Source organism: Neobacillus cucumis, assembly GCF_016908975.1.
Classification (GTDB): domain Bacteria; phylum Bacillota; class Bacilli; order Bacillales; family Cytobacillaceae; genus Neobacillus; species Neobacillus cucumis.
Window position 1 is genome coordinate 22463 of the sequence record NZ_JAFBEX010000015.1, and the last position, 20243, is coordinate 42705.

Genomic DNA, 20243 nt, shown 5'->3' on the forward strand with positions numbered 1-20243 from the left:
ATCTAATGGAGGTAATGTATCAATTTCTCAAATAATGATTGTTTCTTTTCATGATGATTATTGTTTTACCCAAAGAGAGAGGGTTACTGATGTTAAAGATAAGGTCCTCGAAATTCTTTCTGCGGAGTGCTGTCCTCGCACCGAGGCTATGTCCTCCAACTACTAATTATCATTCTTCAATCTCATATAGAATAATTATTGAAGGATTCTCCCAAAAAACATAGAAGTGTAGGGGGCTAATAAGATTTAGTCAATCAACTATTCATATATGGGATGAATTTTAAACACATGCCCGAATTATCATGGGAATATGGATATGGCTATGCTCTAATATTGATGGGAATCATCGGATTATCAATGTTTCTCTTGTTTAAGAAAAAGGGCTGGTTTTAATAAACAAACATAAAAATCCCGGTATTACTACCGGGATTTTTGTATGATTTTATTTGATTGTAAATATCGGTCTTTATTATAGTTGTACTTTGACTGGTCAACTGGAACGAAACCTTTTGGAGTGTAAAACCGCAGTAAATCACCATTAACCACTTTATCAGATAGAGTCAGCTTCATATTGACAATTTGCTGGTCCTTTTCAGCAGCAGCTAAAGATTCATTAGCGAGTTCCTGTCCTGTAGCAGTGTCATAGTATTTTCCTGCATTTGCGGTGATATTCGAACTAACAAAATCCCCATTACGGAAAGGGATCAAATCATCATGCTGTTTGGATAACAAATCTGTTCCAAATTGGATGTATGGAGACGAATCAATGCCCAACAAGTGAAGAAGTGTTGGAAGAAGATCAATCTGCCCACCGTATTCATGGTTTATTCCTCCCTTCATTCCAGGAACGTGAATGAATAAAGGTACTCTTTGTAAACCTGTTCTTTCAAATGGAGTTATTTCTTTCCCCAAGATTTTTCCCATCTCTGGACTGTTTTCATTGGAGATTCCATAATGGTCCCCATATAAAATAACCATTGTATGGTCAGCCAATCCGGATTCTTTTAAGTCACTAAAAAATTGTTTTACAGCTTCGTCCGCATACCTGGCAGTTTGAAAATAAGAATCCACAGAAGAGACTCCAGTAGTAGCTGGTTCAATTGTGGCGTCTTTTTTAGCCATGTAAAACGGAAAATGGTTTGTTAAGGTAATAAACTTCGCATAAAACGGCTGTTTAAGCGTTTTCACGAGTGGCATGGACTGCTTTATAAATGGCTTATCCATTAGACCATACTCAGTAAGGTCATCAGCATTCATCTTGTAGTAACTAGAATCAAAGAACATATCATAACCAAACGATTTATAAATTTGATTCCGATTCCAAAAGCTTCCCGAGTTCCCATGAAATACGGCAGAGGAATAACCATGCTGACCCAATATAGCAGGTGCCGCCTGGTAAGTGTTTAACCCTTTTAACATAAAGGCAGAACCCTGAGATAGCCCATATAACGAATTTTCCAGCATAAACTCAGCATCGGATGTTTTACCATGCGCTGTTTGATGAAAAAAATGATCAAAATAAAGTGTATGTTTATCCTTAGACAAGGAATTTAAAAATGGCGTCACTTCTACACCATTTAATCTGTAATTAATTAGAAAATTTTGAAAGGATTCTAGATGATAATAAATGACATTCATGCCCTTGCCTTTTCCAAAATAGGCAGGATCCGGTTCAGCATAATGAGATCTTGTATAATTATCGACTTCTGTAATATCATTACTGTCAGCCATCACTCTCTGTGCCGATGCTTTGGTGCTTTGAACAACATCATTAAGCGCATAATTGTATAACCCTATGTATTTCACAAGGTAATTGTGGTCAAACTCTCTCGTTAATAATTCTGGGCGGTCAATTTCTGCAAGACCTAAATTAGTACATAGGATCGTGACCGTTAGCGCATAAAAAGCAGATATATTCTTCCGTTTCAAATCTGTCATCTGAATTTCTACAACTCTATAGCAGAGCAGTGCGATTAACAATAAAAAATCAATAAAAAATAGAAAGTCATATGGTTTTAACAAAGAAATGACACTGCCACCTAAATCTCCTGCATTTTTTGTCTGAGTTAATGTGGGTAACGTAATATAATCATTAAAGAATCTGTAATATAAAATATTGCTATATAACAGAACAGATAAAAGAAAATAAATAACCATTAACCATCTATACTTTTTTCGTCCCTTCACAAAGAAGGAAAGACCTAAAAAAAGTAGTACAGAACCTAGAGGATTAATAAATAAAAGAAACTGCTGGAATGGACTTTCCATTCCTAATTTAAACTGGGTTAGTTGAGTTAAGTATGTTTTAATCCACAGGAAGAACACTGCTAAAACAAAAAAGCCAAAATACGTATTAATATATTTTTGACCTTTTCGAAACATTTTTTTCATGGCTCACCTCTAACTCATTGGATCTCTGCCTTAATGTTTCTTTCACATGATGTATATCAGACATATTTTTTTTCGCCATAAAAAAATAACATAAAGCAGACGGAATAAGAAAAATCTGTAAGACGGATAAGCTAATGGCATAACCATTTGGTCCTTGATAGTGGTTTGAAAGAATCCCCAACAGTATGCCGAATCCCAAGTTCCCAATAGTTCTACCTAAACTATTGAAAAGATTTGCCACACTAAAGGCAGTTCCTCGATGTTCTGGAAGATTCACATCCGTTATGAGAGCAAGCCAGTTTGGCGTGTTTGCAGACTGCGCCGCAGAAGCAGCTAAAGATAAGACAAATAGTAATGCCATCCATGGATTGATGAAAATTTGTTTAATTAATTGAACAAAAATGAAAATCGCGTTAGAATCACTAGGCAGCTTTAGGTTGTCCATTGGAGTGTTAAACATCCAAATATAAAAAGGCATGGTGAGAATGACAAAAATAGACGTAAATAAAGCTCTTCCCTTATACGATTTTTTTTGAAACCTGTCACCAAGATGTCCAAAATAAACCGAAGTCATCCCGCCAATTTGAAAAATGGCATAAAGATAACCTGAAGCAATCATTGCTGTTTCCACACTATAGCCTTGCTGTTGAATTTTAAAAATAAACAGGGTAGGAATCCATATTAGACTTCCTGTTGCAATATTCATAAAAAAGGCCTGTAAAAATAGAAACACATTACTTTTTTTCCATAAGATTGAGGTGATATGCTTTGTTTCAATAAGATACGTATAGGACTGGCCCTTTTTCACAAGTTCCTTCAGTTCAGGGTCTGACTGACCACGCGATGGTTCTTCTACAAAAAAATATAAAAAAATGAGTAAAAAACCAATGAAACCTACAATTTCAAAAGGCCATCTCCAACTATGGCTAGTTGCAGTTAAAGAAGCCAAAAGAGAGCCGATGATCCCTCCCAACCCCTGTGCCATGCCCCAAAGACTTAAAACCATACCCCGTTTTTCATAGTGAATATAGTCCGTTAATATACTAAACCCTATTGAGGCGATACAGCCTAAACCAATCCCGGTGAAAATTTGAAAGAGAAGCAACTGAAAATAACTTTTGCTTATGGCTGTTAGAAAGACGGATACAACCCAAATAAGTGTTCCAATCATTATTAGTCTTTTTCGCTTGAATTTCCCAGAGAGATAGCCCCAATATACGGAAGATACTGCTGTAAATAAGATATTTACCGCAGACACAATTCCTAATTTAGAAATGCCCACATTTAGGTCCTGTGCTATATATTTAAAAAGTGGTGGAAATAAGCCAATGATGATATTATCAAATGCTGCCAGGGCAATAAATACGGCGATTGTGAAATATGTTTTGGAAACTTTACTTTTTAAATACATTTAACACCTTTATTCTAAAGATTTTATCCTTTTGTTTATTTACCAACATATAGAAAAGGTGTGGAACCCAAGAGTTCCTCACCAAAAATTTTTCTTGTTATTATTATAAAACTTTCTAGCTGCCGATTATGCAAGCTGGCGCGATTTTCTTTCAGATAGATTTTCTACATTTAATAGGAATTCAATAATCTCTTCTGCCACATGAGGCTTTATGTAATTTTTTTGACAATCAATAATTGCTTTTAATTTTTCAGCATCATTTTCAAGCAACTGGCTGATTGTAAGTTTAATTTCACTTGTTCCCTCGCATATTACGCCCAAATTTAACTTCTCTGCAAAGTTTGGGTTGTCCTCTTCTTGGCCTGGTAAAGCTCCAGTAATAATTATGGGGGTATTGGAAGAAATCGCCTCAAACATTACATTTGGGCTTCCTCTTGTAAATGCTATGTCTGATTCAAACATAAGATCTTGGATATTTTCAGTAAACCCAAATATCTCAACCTTATTTCCATATTTGTTAAGGAGCGATTCTTCTAAAATGGATTTTAGCTTTTTATTTCTTCCAGCTACAATTTTTACATGGCAATCAAAATCATTCAGCAGTATTTCAGCAATGTTCAGCATATTCCCTGAACCTTCACCACCGCTCATGATTAAGCATTTTAATGGTCCACCACCACTATAACTAATTTTTTTATTCGTGCTGCCTCTAAAAAATCTCGAACGAACTGGAAATCCTAGGACTTTAATTTTTTCTGCCGGTAAGCCATAACAGATACATTTGTCCCGCGCTTCGATCGTTGGACTGATTGTATAGTCCGCTCGTTTATCGGCCCAAAGCGGGGAAATGTTAACAAGATCGGCGATAAGAACAAAGAAAGGTATTTTAATATTTTGTTTTTCTAAAATATTTAGAATGGATCCATTAAAATTTGGATGTACAGATAAAATGATATCAGGTTTTATATCATTCAATACTTTTAAAAAGTTTTTCGTTATTTGAAGTTCGATAAAACTATTTATCAATTCTGGGTTTTTAGCAGAAAAGTTAAATACCATTTCCCATAAATTTTCTGACATTCTTGTTATAGGTCCATATGCCTTACCAATTTTCATCAAAAAATTTCCACCAAGTGAAAAGCCATCTATTACGCTAACCTCAATATCAGTATCTTGATTAAATTTTTCATTCAAAGATTCTGTAATACTTTTATGTCCATGCCCCGTATTATCAGAAGAAATTATTAATACTTTTTTTATCATAAATTTTACCCCACCTAAATCCAAATATCACCATCTATTAGTTTACTATCGTATTGAAAAAAATTTATGTAATAAACACATTTAACATGGTAAATATCCAAATTTATTGCTCTAACATTTTTTTCTAATCCCTAACCTTTAATATATACACTATTTATGTAAAAAAAAAAGTAATTTATATTAATTTTGCATTAATATTTTATTAAAATGGCAAAAATGAAAACGTTAGGAGTATCTTCCTAAATAGAATAAAACAAATGGTATCATTCTGTCATTAAATAAATGGCATGTTAGTTCAAATAATAATAGTACACCCTCCTTTAAAAGATTAGGTATAATAAAATTGAGCAAATTTAGAAAGGGGTCCTAAAAATGGGGCTAATAAATCCAGAGGAAACAACCAAGTTGATAGCTGATTTAGTATCGATTCCGAGCCCATCTGGCAATACGAACGAAGTTATTACCTTTGTTGAAAATTTCCTTAAAGAATTACAGATTCCTGCCTATCGAAATCGCAAAGGCGGCATCATTGCCACAATTGAAGGACAAGATACCAGCAAACACCGAATGCTGACCGCACATGTTGACACCCTTGGAGCCATGGTAAAGGAAATAAAAGCAAATGGAAGATTAAAAATAGACCTCATTGGCGGTTTTAGGTATAACTCCATCGAGGGTGAATACTGTCAAATTGAAACCCAAAGCGGCAAAAAATATACAGGAACCATTCTTATGCATCAAACCTCTGTCCATGTTTATAAAGACGCCGGCAAAGCCGAACGAAATCAGGACAATATGGAAATAAGAATTGACGAAAAAGTACATACAGCTGAAGAAGTACGGACACTCGGCATTGAAGTGGGAGACTTTGTTTCGTTTGATCCACGGTGTGAAATCACTCCAAGCGGCTATATTAAATCACGCCATTTGGATGATAAGGCGAGTGTAGGCATACTACTGCAATTGATTAAGCAACTTGTTGAAGAAGGAATTACATTACCGTATACCACCCATTTCTTAATATCTAACAATGAGGAAATTGGGTATGGTGGCAACTCCAATATATCCCCAGAAACGGTGGAATACTTGGCAGTTGATATGGGAGCAATAGGTGACGGACAGTCTACCAATGAATATACCGTTTCCATTTGTGTAAAGGATTCCAGCGGACCCTATCATTATGGATTACGTAAACAATTGATCCATCTTGCCCAAGAAAATAATATCGGGTACAAACTTGATATATATCCCTTCTACGGCTCTGATGCCTCTGCGGCGATTCGTTCAGGTCATGACATTGTACATGGCTTAATCGGACCGGGTATCGACTCATCCCATGCGTTTGAACGGACACATATTTCTTCCCTTGAAAATACAGCTAAACTTTTATATTTCTATGTTCAATCCGAGTTAGTGATTTAATCCCTTTTTCTCCAAAAACAACAGCCGGAGTTCTTACTCCAGTTGTTGTTTACATCTTTAACTAAACCATCTAGAATTTTTTCCTCCAGAAAGCGTTTCTCATTTAATTCTCATAAATGCCCTTTATAATCATAAAAAATGGAAAAGGAGGTGTGATAATCTTGAAACAGGATTCCCTTTCACAAAGGAAAAATGGCTTCTTGGCTAACTCTATCCCTAATCCAAAAGAACGAAAACTAATTAATCATTTTCTAATCATCACATTTGGATTGTTTACTATTTACCGAAGTACTATTTGTCTATTTGTATCGTAATCAATTAATGACACAAGATTTCAGACAATATAAAGGAACCTTTAAACAGTTTGGTTCGATTGCACAAATCGGTTTCTATGCTGCCCTCTCTATTTATCCAATCTTTCTAATAATGAAAAATAAACAGTTGAAAAGTCTAAAATGGGGAGCGGTTGAGTTAAATACCATTTTACAATTTGTTGGAAAGTTAGTCCGTAAATGGCATGTTCCGTTTGCTCTACTTTCAACAGGAGTTGTGTTACTCCATGTCAATTTAGCGATTTTGAGAGGATTTAAACTGGACTTTTCTTATATTTCAGGAATGGTTGCAGCCCTAGGACTTCTTCCATTACTTTATATGGGGCTCAAGCGCTTTAAACGAAAGGATCATAATTGGCATTTCATACTCGCAATGATTTTCTTCATTTTATTTTTTATCCATGCCAATTTTTCGTAACATTTCCTTACTAGAACGATTAATGAAATCGCGTTATAATGACATATGATTGAATAATACTCATCACTAGGAGATGAAAGAATGTTTTCTAACATTGGTGTTCCAGGCTTGATTTTAATTCTTACAGTGGCATTAGTTATTTTTGGACCTAACAAACTCCCTGAAATTGGACGGGCATTCGGTAAATCGATTCGCGAGTTCAAAAAAGCGACTGAAGGCATTGCGGATGATATCAAAGAAGAAATCAAAGAAGATATTATTGAAGCTAAAAAAGAACCTATCAACTTAAAAAAATAAGGATAACAAGAGGCATCCCATTTTGAAAAGAGATGCCTCTTTTTTTTACCTCTTATGATTATTTTGCTAATTTTTCTTTCATTAACTGATTTTGCTGCTTGGTTTGCTCTAACAACTTGTTTAAAAGAATGGCTGCCTGTTTGCTATCCTTATTATCAACAGCAATCCTTAACTCATGGAAGGTTTTCCAATGTCCCATCTCTTTCCCTCCATGTGCTTGTTTAATGAACTCCTCTTTTGTGATCTTACCTGCTTCAAACTGTTTTTTTAATTGTTCCATTTTTGCCATTCTTTCCTTTTTCCATTGCTCACGCTTGGCTGCATTTTTCGGACTCATCCATTGGCTGCGGAGATTTTTCTTTTCCTCGAGCACTTTGGTCCATTCTGCCTTTTTTTCTGGAGTATATTGGTTTACCCAGGCAAGGAGCTTTTGCTCTCTTTCAGCCATCATGGCTTGCCAATCTTTATGGGTCCTCTTCTGGTATTTCCCATCCTGACAATCACACGGTTTTTCTTCATGATTGACTGGAACCATATCATTCGCTAATGCAAATGATGGCATTATTAAAAAAGCTAATGTAAAAACTAATCCCTTCAGTTTCATCACATAACTCCTTCCATTAGTCAAAAAACTCTCTTAAGTACGGGATTATCATGCCCTTTTTTTAAAAAAATTTACCAAATTGACAAATTTTTTGTAAAATACACTTGAGAAATTTTATTAAATGACGTAATCTATAATCATAAATTAATTGTGAATATTTTCACAAAAGGTTAGAGTTCTGCTCGTTTTTTTTAACGCTTTTAATGTGAATTTTTTCACAAATAGATAGATAAAAAAGGTTTGGAGTGGGGAGTTTATGAAAAAGCCAAAAGTTGTTATCTTAGGTGCCGGATATGGCGGGGTTATCACAACTACTAGTCTTGAAAAGTTATTAAAATCAGAAGAAGCAGATGTTACCCTAATTAATAAACATCAGTATCATTACATTACAACACAGTTACATAAAACAGTTGTTGGAACAGCCTCTGATCGTCAAATTGCGATGTCTATTCCTGAACTTATTAATCCTAGAAAAACTCACTTTTTACAAGCAACCGTATCATCCGTTGACACTAAAAACCAAGAAGTACACCTTGAAGACGGAAACACGGTTCCATATGATTATCTTTTAATCTCATTAGGATTTGAAGTTGAAACATACGGAACACCTGGTATTAAAGAAAATGCATTCCAGATTAGAAGTTTTAGAAGCTCAAAAGCTATATATAATCAAATTATTAAACAATTCAACTTATATAAACAAGATCAAGATCCTTCCCGTTTAACCTTTGTCGTGGCAGGAGGCGGCTTTACTGGTATTGAACTGATGGGTGAGCTTGCAGATGGTCTGCCAAAACTATGTAAAGAATACCATATTCCATTTGAAAAAGTTAAAATCGTAGCAATCAAGGCAGCTCCATCTGTGCTTCCGTTCTTCCCTAAACAGTCCATTGAGTATACAACTGAAGTATTAGAGAAAATGAATATCGAATTAATTACAGGTAGAAAGATTCTTGAATGTACTCCTGAAAAGGTTGTTATCGAACCCAATTGCGAGATTCCAACTAAAACATTAATTTGGTCTTGCGGTGTAAAGGGAAACACGATTGTTCATAATTGGGGGTTGCCAATTGTAAGAGGTAAGATTGCCGTGGATCCTGATCTTCGGGTTAAAAACATGAAGAATGTCTTTAGTTTAGGAGACTGCTCCCTATTTATGAAGGATGAAAAGAATGCATTAGCTCCTACTGCTCAAGTTGCACTTCAGCAAGCACCTGTTTGTGCCAAAAATATCGTAGCACTGATTCGCGGTGAAGCTTTACAGAGATTTGAATATCACAATAAGGGTTCTGTTGCATCCATTGGACTCAAAGTTGGTGTAGGTCGTGTTGGCAACATCTGCTTATCTGGCATTATCGGAGCGTTCATGAAACACGTCATAGAAGCTCGTTATCTCTTCCATTTAGGCGGTCCAGCGTTAATGATGAAGCAGCATTTTGGTGTCAATCGTACACCAATCCAAGTAACTGTAAAGAGTAAAAATCATTAATGTTCGTTTTCTGGCGTAGGATCCCCCCTCCTATCAGCCATCGATTAAATAGAACATCCCAAAATTAATTGCCTTTCCCCCTAGATTTTGAAGGCAAAAAGCCCCATTCCACTACAGTGTGGATGGGGCTAATTTTATTTATATTAGATAGCATTTCGACTTCGAAAATTGTCCAGCTTCAGGCGCCATCGGCTCGAGGTCACAAGCCAATCCGTCCAAAAGGTTAAAGAACAACCTTTCAGCCGGCTCGTCTTGTGCTTGTCGCCGATAGGCAGGCGCCTTACGCTTTTCTTATTAGCAGAAGGTTCTTATTAATCCCACTCGATAAATTCTAGACGGTTTCCAAACGGGTCAAAGACATAGATTCTACTTGCACCAGGAAGATGACCATCTTCCGCAAAGGCAATGCTGTGTTCTTTTAGCTGACTTTTTAATTCTTCTATATTATCAACCACAAAGGCTGGGTGTGCCTTTTTAGCAGGTGAAAAGGGTTCTTCCACCCCAATATGAAGCTGGAAGGTACTAAACTCAAACCAAACCCCACCTCGCTTTTTTAACTCTTCTGGCTTATCAACCTCAGTTAAACCAAGGATGCCAGAGAAAAACTTTCTGGCAGAATCTTCGCAACCTTTCGGACCAGCTAATTGAACGTGATCAATTTTTTTTATCGCAAATGCCATTTAGACCCCTCCCTTTTGGGCTTCATCATTATTTTATAAAATTATTAATTTTCCATCAAATTATAAGGTGGAAATCGCTACATTTTCAACGTTTGACTTCTAAAAAAGCTATTCCTGCATCAACAGGAATAGCTAGGATTTAATAAACATCTTTTTTTGTAAATACCGTAAATGAAACAATCAATGCCAATGCCCACCAGATGAATAATACCATCATCGAGAAGGAAAGAGTCATTCCTTCAATTGGCGGTGCATTTCCGGTCATATAATCTGTTAACCGCAGATTGACCATAAAAAAGTATTTTGCTGATTGCCAAGAAGATACCATATTACTTAGTATGGCACCTGAAATGAGTGCTGCAAGCATGACTCCCATTCCGGCCGCGGTGCTGCGAATGAGGACAGACAACATAAACGATAAGGTACCAACCACAAGAGCTACAAACCATACCAAACCAAAATCCATTAAAAGAAACTTCCAAAGGCTGAGTAGTCTTACATCCTCAGTGTTTAAACCTGTATCAGTTACATTAAACCCAGTTAAGATGGGCGCCCCCCATCCCTTATAACCAAAGACTAATCCCGAAATTACATAGGATAGGATCCCTGCTATCGCAATAATCAACGAAACGGCTATGCAAAGTGTAATGTATTTACTTAGGAGTACCTTCCACCTTTTTACCGGCCTTGTCAGCAGCAGCTTAATGGAACCGAGGCTGTGTTCTGAAGATACCAAATCACTTGCGATCACCATGACCATTAAAGGAATAAATAAATCAATTGAGTTTTCTAAAAAGATCCGCATGAATGTTGGTGCACCCGGCTCCGATGGATTGATGTTATGATCCAAATAATATTGTTGCTGCTGCAAAGAGATTTGTAGTTGTTTTTTCCATTCATCAGATATCCTGCTGCTGCTAAGACGGTTAGTTGTATCAACGATTTGCTGCTGCAAAATGGTCCGCCAATCACTTGTTCCTAATTTTTCTCGCTGTGTTTGGACCTGCTTATATTGTGCGTATGTAAATAGCATGACTAGAACACCAATAATCAAAGCAATAACGACAAGCCTCTTTTTGGCGATCAGTTTCATCATTTCATTTTGAATCAATTTATTCAATCGAGTCACCCCCTGTAAGCTCGAGGAATAAATCTTCCAATACTGGCATTTTCCGATTTATTTCTGTAACAGACACACCTGCTGTGACAAGCTGTTTATTCCATTCCGATGTTTTCTGCTCATTGAATTCTGTTACAACTGTTCCATCTTCTTTTACTTCAATAGCAGTCAATGATCCCAGTACTTGCTTTCCTTTTTCAAGCGGAGATATTCGCCAAACAACTCGTTCCCGGTTTGCAAGGAGCTGCTCTACCGTATCTATTTTAATAATCGTTCCTTTAGATATAATGGCAACTCGGTCACATAACAATTGAATTTCACTTAACAAATGACTCGAAACAAGAACGCTTAGCCCCTCCTGTTCTGCCAAAAAACGGATAAACTGACGCATCTCACGAATTCCTGCTGGATCTAATCCATTGGTCGGTTCATCTAAAATCAATACCTTTGGGCGACCTAAAAGAGCTTGAGCAATCCCAAGGCGCTGACGCATTCCTAATGAATAGGTTTTGACTTTATCATGAATCCGATCTGTTAAGCCGACCAGCTCAGTAACCTCCTTAATGCGCTCCTCCCCTATCCCTTCAAGCATTCGGGCAAAATGAAGCAGATTATTATAGCCTGATAAGTATGGATATAATTCCGGATTTTCTACAATACAACCAAGATTGCTCATGGCATCTTGAAACTTTTCTGCTACATTACTACCGCATATATAGATGGTCCCTGAGGTGGGTTTTATAAGTCCCACCAGCATCCGAATGGTTGTTGTTTTCCCAGCTCCATTTGGTCCTAGGAACCCAAATACTTCTCCTTCATGCAAATCAAATGTGAGACCCTTAATGATTTCTCTTTTTCCTATGACTTTTTTTAGATTTTCTACAGCTAAGGTTATTTTTTTTTCCATAATTTCTTCTCCTTACCAGGTAAGCAGTGAGGCTACACGTTCAGCAATTAAACGATACCCTTTTGAGTTCGGATGAAATTTGTCTGAATAAAGATAGTCATTAACCTTTAGTTCAAACAAATCAAATGTTGGTACAAAAACAATTTTGGGGAATTCTGCACTTATTTCAGCACTGTCATAATTCCAATGGCGGACTACCTTTGACATTTCCTTTCCCTGCTCTAATTCAATAAACGGATTGTATAAGCCAATAAAAAACACATTGGCCGTTTGGTTGTTCTTTCGAATCTGCTCCAAGATATACTTCAAATTAGCAAGATATTGTTTTTCGATTTTTGCTACATTGGCGGATGAATAATCGGTTAATCCTTGCCCGCCTCGGAACAAATCATTTCCACCAATGGTGACTAACACGATATCCGCTTTTTTAATCTGACGGGCTACTTCTGTTTGTTGAACTTGTTTACGAAGCTGGTTTGACGTTTGACCATTAATGCCTAAATTGGTTAACTGTACCTGCTTTTTGGTTTTTTTCTTAATTTCATCAGTTAAATCTCCAACATACCCTTTTCCAGTTTCATCACCGGTCCCTCTTGTTAACGAGTCTCCTAGTGCTACGATCGTTAGACCCTTTGTGTTTTCCACCTTTTGAGTAGCAGTATTTGCAGCTGGAACCTTATCCGGTTTTCCAGCATAATATTCGCTTACAGCCCAGGCAAGTCCACTCAGCCAGAGGAGACAAAACAATCCCCCAACAGCCGTAATGGTCCGGATGGTATTCTTACCCATGTATGACACCCTTTCTGGCCTTTTTCTATTATTTAATCACAGTTGCAGTTTGAAACAAACTTTTCAAGGGTTTTTCAACATTAAAATTTCGTGAATTTGACAAAGAAAAGCGTAAGGCGTTTAGCTTTCGGCGACAAGCACAAGACGAGCCGGCCGAAAGGTTGTTTTTTAACCTTTTGGACGGATTGATTTAAAAGTGGAGGCGACTGTTCTGGGACTTTAGGCTAAGATATCCCCTGTAAGAAGGCGCTTTTTGCCTTCTTCAGGGGGCAGCTTAGACTACGAGTCCCAAGGAGCCGCAACTGGATAAGCTTGTGACCTCGAGCCGATGACGCCTGAAGCTGGACAATTTTCGAAGTCGAAAATTCTTACCTTTTATATAAAAAACAAGCCGACTTCCATATGGAAATCGGCTTGCTTTTTTGTTTTTATTCTAAATTCCCCTTAGGGCCAAAGAATTCAAAGTGAATTCTGCTTTCATCTACACCTAATTCTTTTAAAGAACGATTGATTGATTTCATAAATGGCACTGGACCACAGAAATAAAATTCTGCATCCTCAATCGAAACATGATCCTTTATCCAGTCACCTGTTACAAAGCCTTCTACATCAAATTGTTCATTTAAACGGTCCTCATCAGTCGGTGAATCATAGAAAACAAAGGAATTGACATTGTCACGAGCTGATATCTGTTCAACCTCGTCTCTTAATGCATGCACATTGCTATTTGCTGCTGCATGAACAAATGTCACGTTCCGTTCAGGTTGTACCTCAACAACTGTTTTTAACATACTTAACATTGGTGTTAATCCGACACCTCCGCTTAGTAAAACAACAGGGTTTGTTTTTTCTGTATCTAGGATAAAATCACCTGCAGGTGCACTTATTTTCAGAATGTCTCCTTCAGTTACATTATCATGTAAGTAGTTTGAAACCATCCCATCAGGATTAGCTGTACCTGCCTCACGTTTTACACTAATTCTGTAGTAGTCATTTCCAGGTGCATCTGAAAGGCTATATTGACGGATGTGAGTAAACTTCTCACCCTCCATTTCTAGTTTAATACTAATATATTGCCCTGGCATAAAACTAGCTATTTCACGTTGATCTTCTGGTTTTAAGTAGAATGAAGTTATTACTTCACTTTCCTTTACTTTACGTTCAACGATGAATTGACGGAATCCATCCCAGCCTCCACGCTGGTGCTCAGCTTCATCATACATTTCTGCTTCCACACTAATAAAAGCATCAGCAATCACGCCGTAAGCCTCTGCCCATGCGTTAATAATTTCATCTGTTGCAGCATCACCTAAAACATCTTTAATAGCCATTAAAAGATGTTTTCCTACAATTGGATAGTGTTCTGGCTTGATCCCAAGACTTCTGTGTTTATGGGCAATTTGCTTAACGACTGGAAGGATTGCTTCAAGATTATCGATATACATTGCCGCTGCATAAACGGTTCCGGCAAGCGCTTTTTGCTGTCTTCCTTGTTTTTGATTAGCGTGATTAAAGATATTTAATAATTCAGGATGATTGCCAAACATTAATTGATAAAAGCGGGTAGTTATCGTTTCTCCATGCATTTCTAAGACTGGTACTGTTGATTTAATAATGTCAATATTCTTTTGATCTAACACTTTGTAACACTCCTTAACTATTTATCACTATTTCCATAGTGATTATATGATAAAAAAATAGGTGACTATGTGATCTAAATCACACTTTCATATGTTTGTATAATAAGTTTACTAGATTCTTTTATATTTTCACAAATTATTCAAATTTAACATGACAAATATAACTAGTGAAACTGTTTTCATTATAGTAATGTTAATTATAGTTTTCCGAACTTTATTTTGAGAGTATCTACGGAGGAAGAGAATTAAGATGAGCAAAGCAAAAATTGCGTGGATAACTGATTCAACTGCTACCTTAAGCAAATCATTTATTGAAAAACATCACATATATGTGATTCCCTTACATGTTGTCATAAATGATGAATTTTATAAAGAAACAATTGATATATCAGATCAGGAATTTTATGAGCGGATGAAAACCGAGGAAGGGAAGTTCCAGTCGTCCCAGCCTTCTATTAATGATTTTGTTGAGCTCTATAAGAAATTAAAAGAAGATTACGATTTCGGAATCGCGATTCATGCTTCTAGTGTGTTAACAGGGACTTATCAGTCATCCGTTATGGCGGCTAATATGGAAGATTTCAAATTATATGCGATCGACTCCCAAATTGGTTCTTACCCGCTTTCTCATTTGATTAAAAAAGGGATTGAACTTGTCGGGCAGGGCTTGGACGCTGAAGAAGTTGTTTCTGAACTAAATGCTTTACGGAGCGAAACTCGTTTGTATTTGGTTCCATCCAATTTGGATCAACTTCACAAAAGCGGGCGGGTTTCCGGAGGACAAAAAATATTGGCTTCCCTATTTAATATTAAACCGATTTTATCGATTGAAGCTGGAGCTGCACAGATTAAGGAGAAAGTTCGGACAGATAAAAAAGCCATTGCCTGGCTGGCTTCTAAATTAAGAGAAGATCTTGAAACGAAAACAGTGGAAAAAGTAGCGATTGTTCATGCGAACGATCTCAATAAGGCTGCTGTTATGGAAGAAAACATTAACGAAAACTTCCCAGGAATCGAAACAGAAATAATGATGCTTATCCCGGTTGCAGGCGTCCATACCGGTGTCGGGACGATTGGACTTTCGTGGGTGTGCGAATAAAGGACTGATTATCCGTCAGTCCTTTTCTTGTTTTATAAAATTTCTTTGGCTTTGGCTTCCGTTAGCCAACTCGGAAACTCATTTAGCAATTGGTTATACAAATCTTCATCGGTTGTTTTTTCAATATCCTTAATATGAAAAAAGTTAGCATTGTCTACAAAGCGACCTTCCATCGTATCTAATTTTTCTAGTACTTCAAAATTAGAATCCCCAATTCCTACAAATTGCCAAAAGATTGGTTTGTTGGAAGATTCAACTACAGGTTTCTTAATCGTTCTTTTACATCCTCCATCATTGATAAAAACGATAAAAGCAGGCTCCGGGGAAGGTGACTCAACTGTATACTTCTTTATAACATCTTCCATCACTGGTGGTTCATCATTTCTTCCAAACTTATGTATGAGATCATTATTTAAAATATACTCTTCCACATAATTTACAAAGTCCCGCTCTGTTACGGATTTCAACCTAGAAAATTCGTTATCATAGACCCAAACATCTAATGTACCGTCATCATCAAATTGACTGGCAACCGCTAGAATCCTCTCCACAACCTTTTGGACAGTACCATTTTTATATAAGCCTCTCATCGAACCTGATATATCCAGCACTAATCCAACTCTCGCAACAACTTTGGAAAGCTTCTTTTTTTCTAAAACAACTCCTGCTTTTTGTTTCAATAAACTTATGGATGACATTATATATTCCTCCCACTTAAGTATGGTGCGATTCCTAGAATATTAGCATCTTCTGTTATTATACTTCATTTGAAAAATATGTTAGATTATTTTGTATAATATAGTTTTATAAAATTTGTGAAATGGGTTTGAAAAAATGAAGAAAAATAAAAGCTTGTTACGATTATTAAATATTTTTATTGGATTGGGGCTTGTATATGCAGTCTTTTTACAAGTAAAAATTTACCAATATAGTAACCTAAAAGCTCCTAGGAATGCAGATTATCTTATCGTTCTTGGAGCAAGGGTAAACGGCGTGGAACCATCATTGGTTTTAGCCAGCAGGATTGATACTGCAGCAAAGTACCTAAAAGAAAACAAAAAATCGGTTGTGATTGCTTCAGGCGGAATGGGACCAGGTGAAGATATTTCTGAAGCGGACGCTATTAAAAGAGAACTCGTTAAGCAAGGGATCAATGAATCTCGTATTTTATTAGAAGACCGTTCTACAAATACATACGAAAATATTAAGTTCTCCAAAAGGCTCCTACCCCCCCAGGAAAAAAGTATTGTAGTTGTGACCAGTAGTTTTCATCTATATCGTGCGATATCTTTAGCTCAGTACCAAGGGTTGAGGGTAAAGGGCTTATCTGCGGAGACACCATGGATGGCGGTGTTTAAATCATATTCTCGTGAATATTTAGCGATTACAAAATACTATTTAGATAGATATCTACTAGGTTTTTAGCAAAGAAAACTCGAATTTTGGATTGGAACAGATGAAAAATGTCCTTCATCCCTGTTATGAAGGACAAAACTCGATTGGGCAACATGGAAAATGTCCTTCAACCGTGTATGAAGGGCAAGTCCTCTTGTGATTTTCCTGTGAATTAAATGGCGAAGTGATTGACCTGCTTTTTACAGTTTGCGCCCATTTGTAAACCCATTACAATGGATGTCGAGTTTTCTTTTATTGGATTTTTGCATAGATACAGGTATCACGGAGTTCTTGTCGATCTGCAGAAATGCCGTCATTTTTTAAAATGCCTTCTAGAGTAAATCGTAATTTCTCAGGGATTGCTCGGCTTTTGGTATTTTTACTATCACAACGGATTTCTACACGTTTGGCATTTAGTTCTCGGAAGGCAAATTCGGTGATTGCCTTGGTTGATTCTGTAATATAACCATTTCCGCTATGGCGTGAATCAATCCAGTAGCCAATTTCAAACTTTGGTACATCCCAGTTCATCCGATGAAGTCCTGTTGCCCCGATAAATTGACCGGTTTCCCGATTGAAAATATGAAGCCTAAGGTCTTCTCTTGTTAAAAATTTAGCATGTGCGTCCCTTAGGTTGGCTTCAACTTCTTGTTCGGTTTGCTCCCTATTAGCCCAAGGCATCCATGGTTTCAGATCATTAATAGATGCCATCATGGCTTCATATACTACTTTTCCATCACCAGGCATCACTTTACGAATAAATAGTCTTTCCGTATAAATTTCTTCTGGAAAATCTATTAATATTGGTTTCATGAATATATTTCCCCCTTCTGAATAATTAAGATTCTCTATTGAACTTTGGTTTTCCTTTATTAATTAGATAATTCGTATAATGCAACGTTTTGAGGAATTGTTACCTGATTTTTTCTTTGTGCTTGTCCTCATGAACCATCCATGAGGACAAGGATCCCTATTTTTCCCCAGAGACTGTCCTCATAAACCTTCCATGAGGACAAGTTAACCCGCTTTTTCCCTGAGTTTGTCCTCATAAACCTCCCATGAGGACAACTTACACCGTTTTTTCTCTAAGATGGTCCTCATAAACCTTCTATGAGGACAAGTTATACCGTTTTTTCTCTAAGATGGTCCTCATGAACCGCCATATAACAATGTGCTCCAGTGCCCATAAATAAAAAGACCCTTCCATAATGGAAGAGCCCTTAAATATATTTTAGTAAGCCTTTGCCCAGTAAACCATTTTGTCTGCTTCTTTTCCACAGCAGACACATTTGTCAGCCACTTGTTCTTGCTCAAATGGAATACAACGAGAAGTTGCGCCCGCTTCCTCTTTGATCTTTTCTTCACAGGCTAACTCGCCGCACCACATTGCTTTGATAAACCCTGGTTTCGCTTCAAGAGTATCCTTTAATTCACCAAGAGTGGCCGCAACTGATGTTCTCTCTTCTCGATGATTTAACGCCTTATTATAAAGGTTAGATTGAATATCATCTAACAATTCAACAAGCTTGGTTTCTAATTCGTCTAAAGAAACAATGACCTTCTCTAAAGTATCCCTTCTTACTAACACAACTTGCTTATTTTCAATATCTTTAGGTCCCACTTCAAGACGAACAGGGATCCCCTTCATTTCATACTCATTGAATTTCCAGCCTGGCTTTTTATCGCTTGCATCAATATCGACACGAGCAACAGAACCTAGTGATTTTTTCAAATCATAAGCAAAATCAAGTACGCCTTCTTTATGCTGCGCGATTGGAACAATCATCACCTGTGTTGGTGCAGCCTTTGGAGGAATCACCAAACCGCGGTCATCACCATGTACCATGATTAAAGCGCCGATAATTCTAGTTGTAAAGCCCCAAGATGTTTGATGAACATATTGCAGTTTACCTTCTTTGTCCGTGTACTGGATGTTAAATGCCTCCGCAAATCCTGTTCCAAAGTGGTGAGAAGTTCCAGATTGTAATGCTTTTCCATCGTGCATTAAGCTTTCAATCGTAAAGGTAGCTTTTGCCCCAGCAAACTTCTCCTTCTCTGTTTTTTGACCCTTTACAACCGGAATCGCAAGAATCTCTTCACAAATGGCTGCATACACATTTAACATTTTAATCGTTTCTTCCATGGCCTCTTCATCTGTCGCATGGGCAGTATGGCCTTCCTGCCATAAGAACTCTAATGTTCTTAAGAATGGGCGGGTTGTTTTTTCCCAGCGGACTACGTTCGCCCATTGGTTATATAATTTTGGAAGATCACGATAGGAATGAATGATATTGCTGTAATGCTCGCAGAATAACACCTCTGATGTTGGTCGGACAACTAATCGTTCAGTTAATGGTTCCGAACCTCCATGTGTCACCCATGCTACTTCTGGTGCAAAACCTTCGACGTGATCTTTTTCCTTTTGCAGCAGGCTCTCAGGAATAAATAATGGCATATAGACATTTTCATGCCCTGTTTCTTTAATACGACGGTCTAACTCGTTTTTAATATTATCCCATAATGCATATCCATAAGGGCGGATAATCATGGAACCACGAACACTGGAATAATCAATTAGATCTGCTTTCGTTACAACATCTGTATACCACTGGGCGAAATCCTCGTCCATACTGGTTACATCTTTTACAAATTCCTTAGCCATTTTGACACCTCATCATTTTTTTAAAATATAGCAAGAGATCTCAAGCAATAAGGGTGACTACGCTTTAAACACAAAAAGACCCTGATCCAAAAAAAGGGACCAAGGTCTGGCGGTACCACCCTAAATTCATAAAGCAACAGCTTTAAACTCTCTCACATGATAACGGATTTTATCCGCATGTATCTTCAAATTCAAATCATAATCCGATACAGAACTCAGAGGCAGGTTCAAATGATTGTCTTAAGAAACCTCACACCACTAGTTTCCTCTCTTGGTAAGACTAAATCAATTTACTAATCCCCATCATCGTTTCAAATAGTATTT

At 37.1% G+C, this 20243-nt stretch carries 19 protein-coding genes and 1 other annotated feature; of the genes, 7 read left to right on the plus strand and 12 right to left on the minus strand.

Features of this window, described 5'->3' with window-relative positions; genetic code table 11:
- Nucleotides 1-273: 273 nt before the first annotated feature.
- Nucleotides 274-393: a CorA family divalent cation transporter gene (locus JOC76_RS19480; protein WP_205180455.1), complete on the plus strand. Its 120-nt coding sequence runs from the start codon at nt 274-276 to the stop codon at nt 391-393.
- Between the two features lie 27 nt (nt 394-420).
- On the opposite strand, the gene ltaS is transcribed toward JOC76_RS19480, so the two are convergent.
- From ltaS to JOC76_RS19495, 3 genes are all read right to left on the minus strand, one after another.
- A complete protein-coding gene (gene ltaS, locus JOC76_RS19485) occupies nt 421-2391 on the minus strand; it encodes a lipoteichoic acid synthase (protein ID WP_205180456.1) in 1971 nt (656 codons plus the stop codon).
- Nucleotides 2354-3802, minus strand: a complete 1449-nt coding sequence (locus JOC76_RS19490; RefSeq protein ID WP_205180457.1) for an MFS transporter — start codon at nt 3800-3802, stop codon at nt 2354-2356. The genes ltaS and JOC76_RS19490 overlap by 38 nt, the downstream gene beginning before the upstream one ends.
- A 126-nt stretch (nt 3803-3928) precedes the next feature.
- Complete coding sequence (locus tag JOC76_RS19495; RefSeq protein ID WP_205180458.1) at nt 3929-5065, minus strand: MGDG synthase family glycosyltransferase; 1137 nt, start codon at nt 5063-5065, stop codon at nt 3929-3931.
- A gap of 372 nt (nt 5066-5437) precedes the next feature.
- Between JOC76_RS19495 and JOC76_RS19500 the strand changes: the two genes are divergently transcribed.
- From JOC76_RS19500 to JOC76_RS19510, 3 genes are all read left to right on the plus strand, one after another.
- Nucleotides 5438-6487 (plus strand): M42 family metallopeptidase, encoded by a 1050-nt coding sequence (locus tag JOC76_RS19500; protein WP_205180459.1) that lies wholly within the window; start codon nt 5438-5440, stop codon nt 6485-6487.
- Nucleotides 6488-6751: 264 nt separating this feature from the next.
- Complete coding sequence (locus tag JOC76_RS19505) at nt 6752-7237, plus strand: hypothetical protein (protein WP_205180460.1); 486 nt, start codon at nt 6752-6754, stop codon at nt 7235-7237.
- Between the two features lie 81 nt (nt 7238-7318).
- A complete protein-coding gene (locus JOC76_RS19510) occupies nt 7319-7534 on the plus strand; it encodes a twin-arginine translocase TatA/TatE family subunit (RefSeq protein ID WP_205180461.1) in 216 nt (71 codons plus the stop codon).
- 58 nt (nt 7535-7592) lie between these two features.
- On the opposite strand, the gene JOC76_RS19515 is transcribed toward JOC76_RS19510, so the two are convergent.
- Complete coding sequence (locus tag JOC76_RS19515) at nt 7593-8138, minus strand: hypothetical protein (protein WP_205180462.1); 546 nt, start codon at nt 8136-8138, stop codon at nt 7593-7595.
- A gap of 256 nt (nt 8139-8394) precedes the next feature.
- Between JOC76_RS19515 and JOC76_RS19520 the strand changes: the two genes are divergently transcribed.
- Nucleotides 8395-9627 (plus strand): NAD(P)/FAD-dependent oxidoreductase, encoded by a 1233-nt coding sequence (locus JOC76_RS19520; RefSeq protein WP_205180463.1) that lies wholly within the window; start codon nt 8395-8397, stop codon nt 9625-9627.
- A gap of 311 nt (nt 9628-9938) precedes the next feature.
- Here JOC76_RS19520 and JOC76_RS19525 read toward each other — a convergent pair whose 3' ends face one another.
- The 5 genes from JOC76_RS19525 to hmpA all read right to left on the minus strand — a co-directional run bounded on the left by JOC76_RS19525 (nt 9939) and on the right by hmpA (nt 14763).
- Nucleotides 9939-10307, minus strand: a complete 369-nt coding sequence (locus JOC76_RS19525; RefSeq protein ID WP_205180464.1) for a VOC family protein — start codon at nt 10305-10307, stop codon at nt 9939-9941.
- Nucleotides 10308-10446: 139 nt separating this feature from the next.
- Nucleotides 10447-11427 carry an ABC transporter permease gene (locus JOC76_RS19530; protein ID WP_205180465.1) on the minus strand — a complete coding sequence of 327 codons (981 nt, stop codon included), beginning with the start codon at nt 11425-11427 and terminating at the stop codon, nt 10447-10449.
- Nucleotides 11420-12334: an ABC transporter ATP-binding protein gene (locus tag JOC76_RS19535; RefSeq protein ID WP_205180466.1), complete on the minus strand. Its 915-nt coding sequence runs from the start codon at nt 12332-12334 to the stop codon at nt 11420-11422. Before JOC76_RS19535 ends, JOC76_RS19530 begins: the two co-directional genes overlap by 8 nt.
- 12 nt (nt 12335-12346) lie before the next feature.
- Nucleotides 12347-13123 carry an SGNH/GDSL hydrolase family protein gene (locus JOC76_RS19540; RefSeq protein WP_205180467.1) on the minus strand — a complete coding sequence of 259 codons (777 nt, stop codon included), beginning with the start codon at nt 13121-13123 and terminating at the stop codon, nt 12347-12349.
- A 428-nt stretch (nt 13124-13551) separates the two neighbouring features.
- A complete protein-coding gene (gene hmpA / locus JOC76_RS19545) occupies nt 13552-14763 on the minus strand; it encodes an NO-inducible flavohemoprotein (protein WP_205180468.1) in 1212 nt (403 codons plus the stop codon).
- A 250-nt stretch (nt 14764-15013) separates the two neighbouring features.
- On the opposite strand from hmpA, the gene JOC76_RS19550 reads away from it, so the two are divergent.
- Nucleotides 15014-15862, plus strand: coding sequence for a DegV family protein (locus JOC76_RS19550; RefSeq protein WP_205180469.1), 849 nt, complete (start codon nt 15014-15016; stop codon nt 15860-15862).
- 32 nt (nt 15863-15894) lie between these two features.
- On the opposite strand, the gene JOC76_RS19555 is transcribed toward JOC76_RS19550, so the two are convergent.
- Nucleotides 15895-16560 carry a vWA domain-containing protein gene (locus JOC76_RS19555; protein WP_205180470.1) on the minus strand — a complete coding sequence of 222 codons (666 nt, stop codon included), beginning with the start codon at nt 16558-16560 and terminating at the stop codon, nt 15895-15897.
- A 136-nt stretch (nt 16561-16696) separates the two neighbouring features.
- Here JOC76_RS19555 and JOC76_RS19560 point away from each other — a divergent pair, with 136 nt between their 5' ends.
- Complete coding sequence (locus tag JOC76_RS19560; protein ID WP_205180471.1) at nt 16697-17287, plus strand: YdcF family protein; 591 nt, start codon at nt 16697-16699, stop codon at nt 17285-17287.
- Between the two features lie 222 nt (nt 17288-17509).
- Here JOC76_RS19560 and JOC76_RS19565 read toward each other — a convergent pair whose 3' ends face one another.
- Together JOC76_RS19565 and proS are read right to left on the minus strand one after the other, a co-directional pair.
- The gene (locus JOC76_RS19565; protein ID WP_205180472.1) at nt 17510-18070 is read right to left on the minus strand and encodes a GNAT family N-acetyltransferase; all 561 of its coding nucleotides are present in this window, start codon (nt 18068-18070) and stop codon (nt 17510-17512) included.
- Nucleotides 18071-18488: 418 nt separating this feature from the next.
- Nucleotides 18489-19919 carry a proline--tRNA ligase gene (gene proS, locus JOC76_RS19570; RefSeq protein ID WP_205180473.1) on the minus strand — a complete coding sequence of 477 codons (1431 nt, stop codon included), beginning with the start codon at nt 19917-19919 and terminating at the stop codon, nt 18489-18491.
- Nucleotides 19920-20010: 91 nt separating this feature from the next.
- Nucleotides 20011-20235, minus strand: a binding site (T-box leader).
- Between the last annotated feature and the right edge of the window lie 8 nt (nt 20236-20243).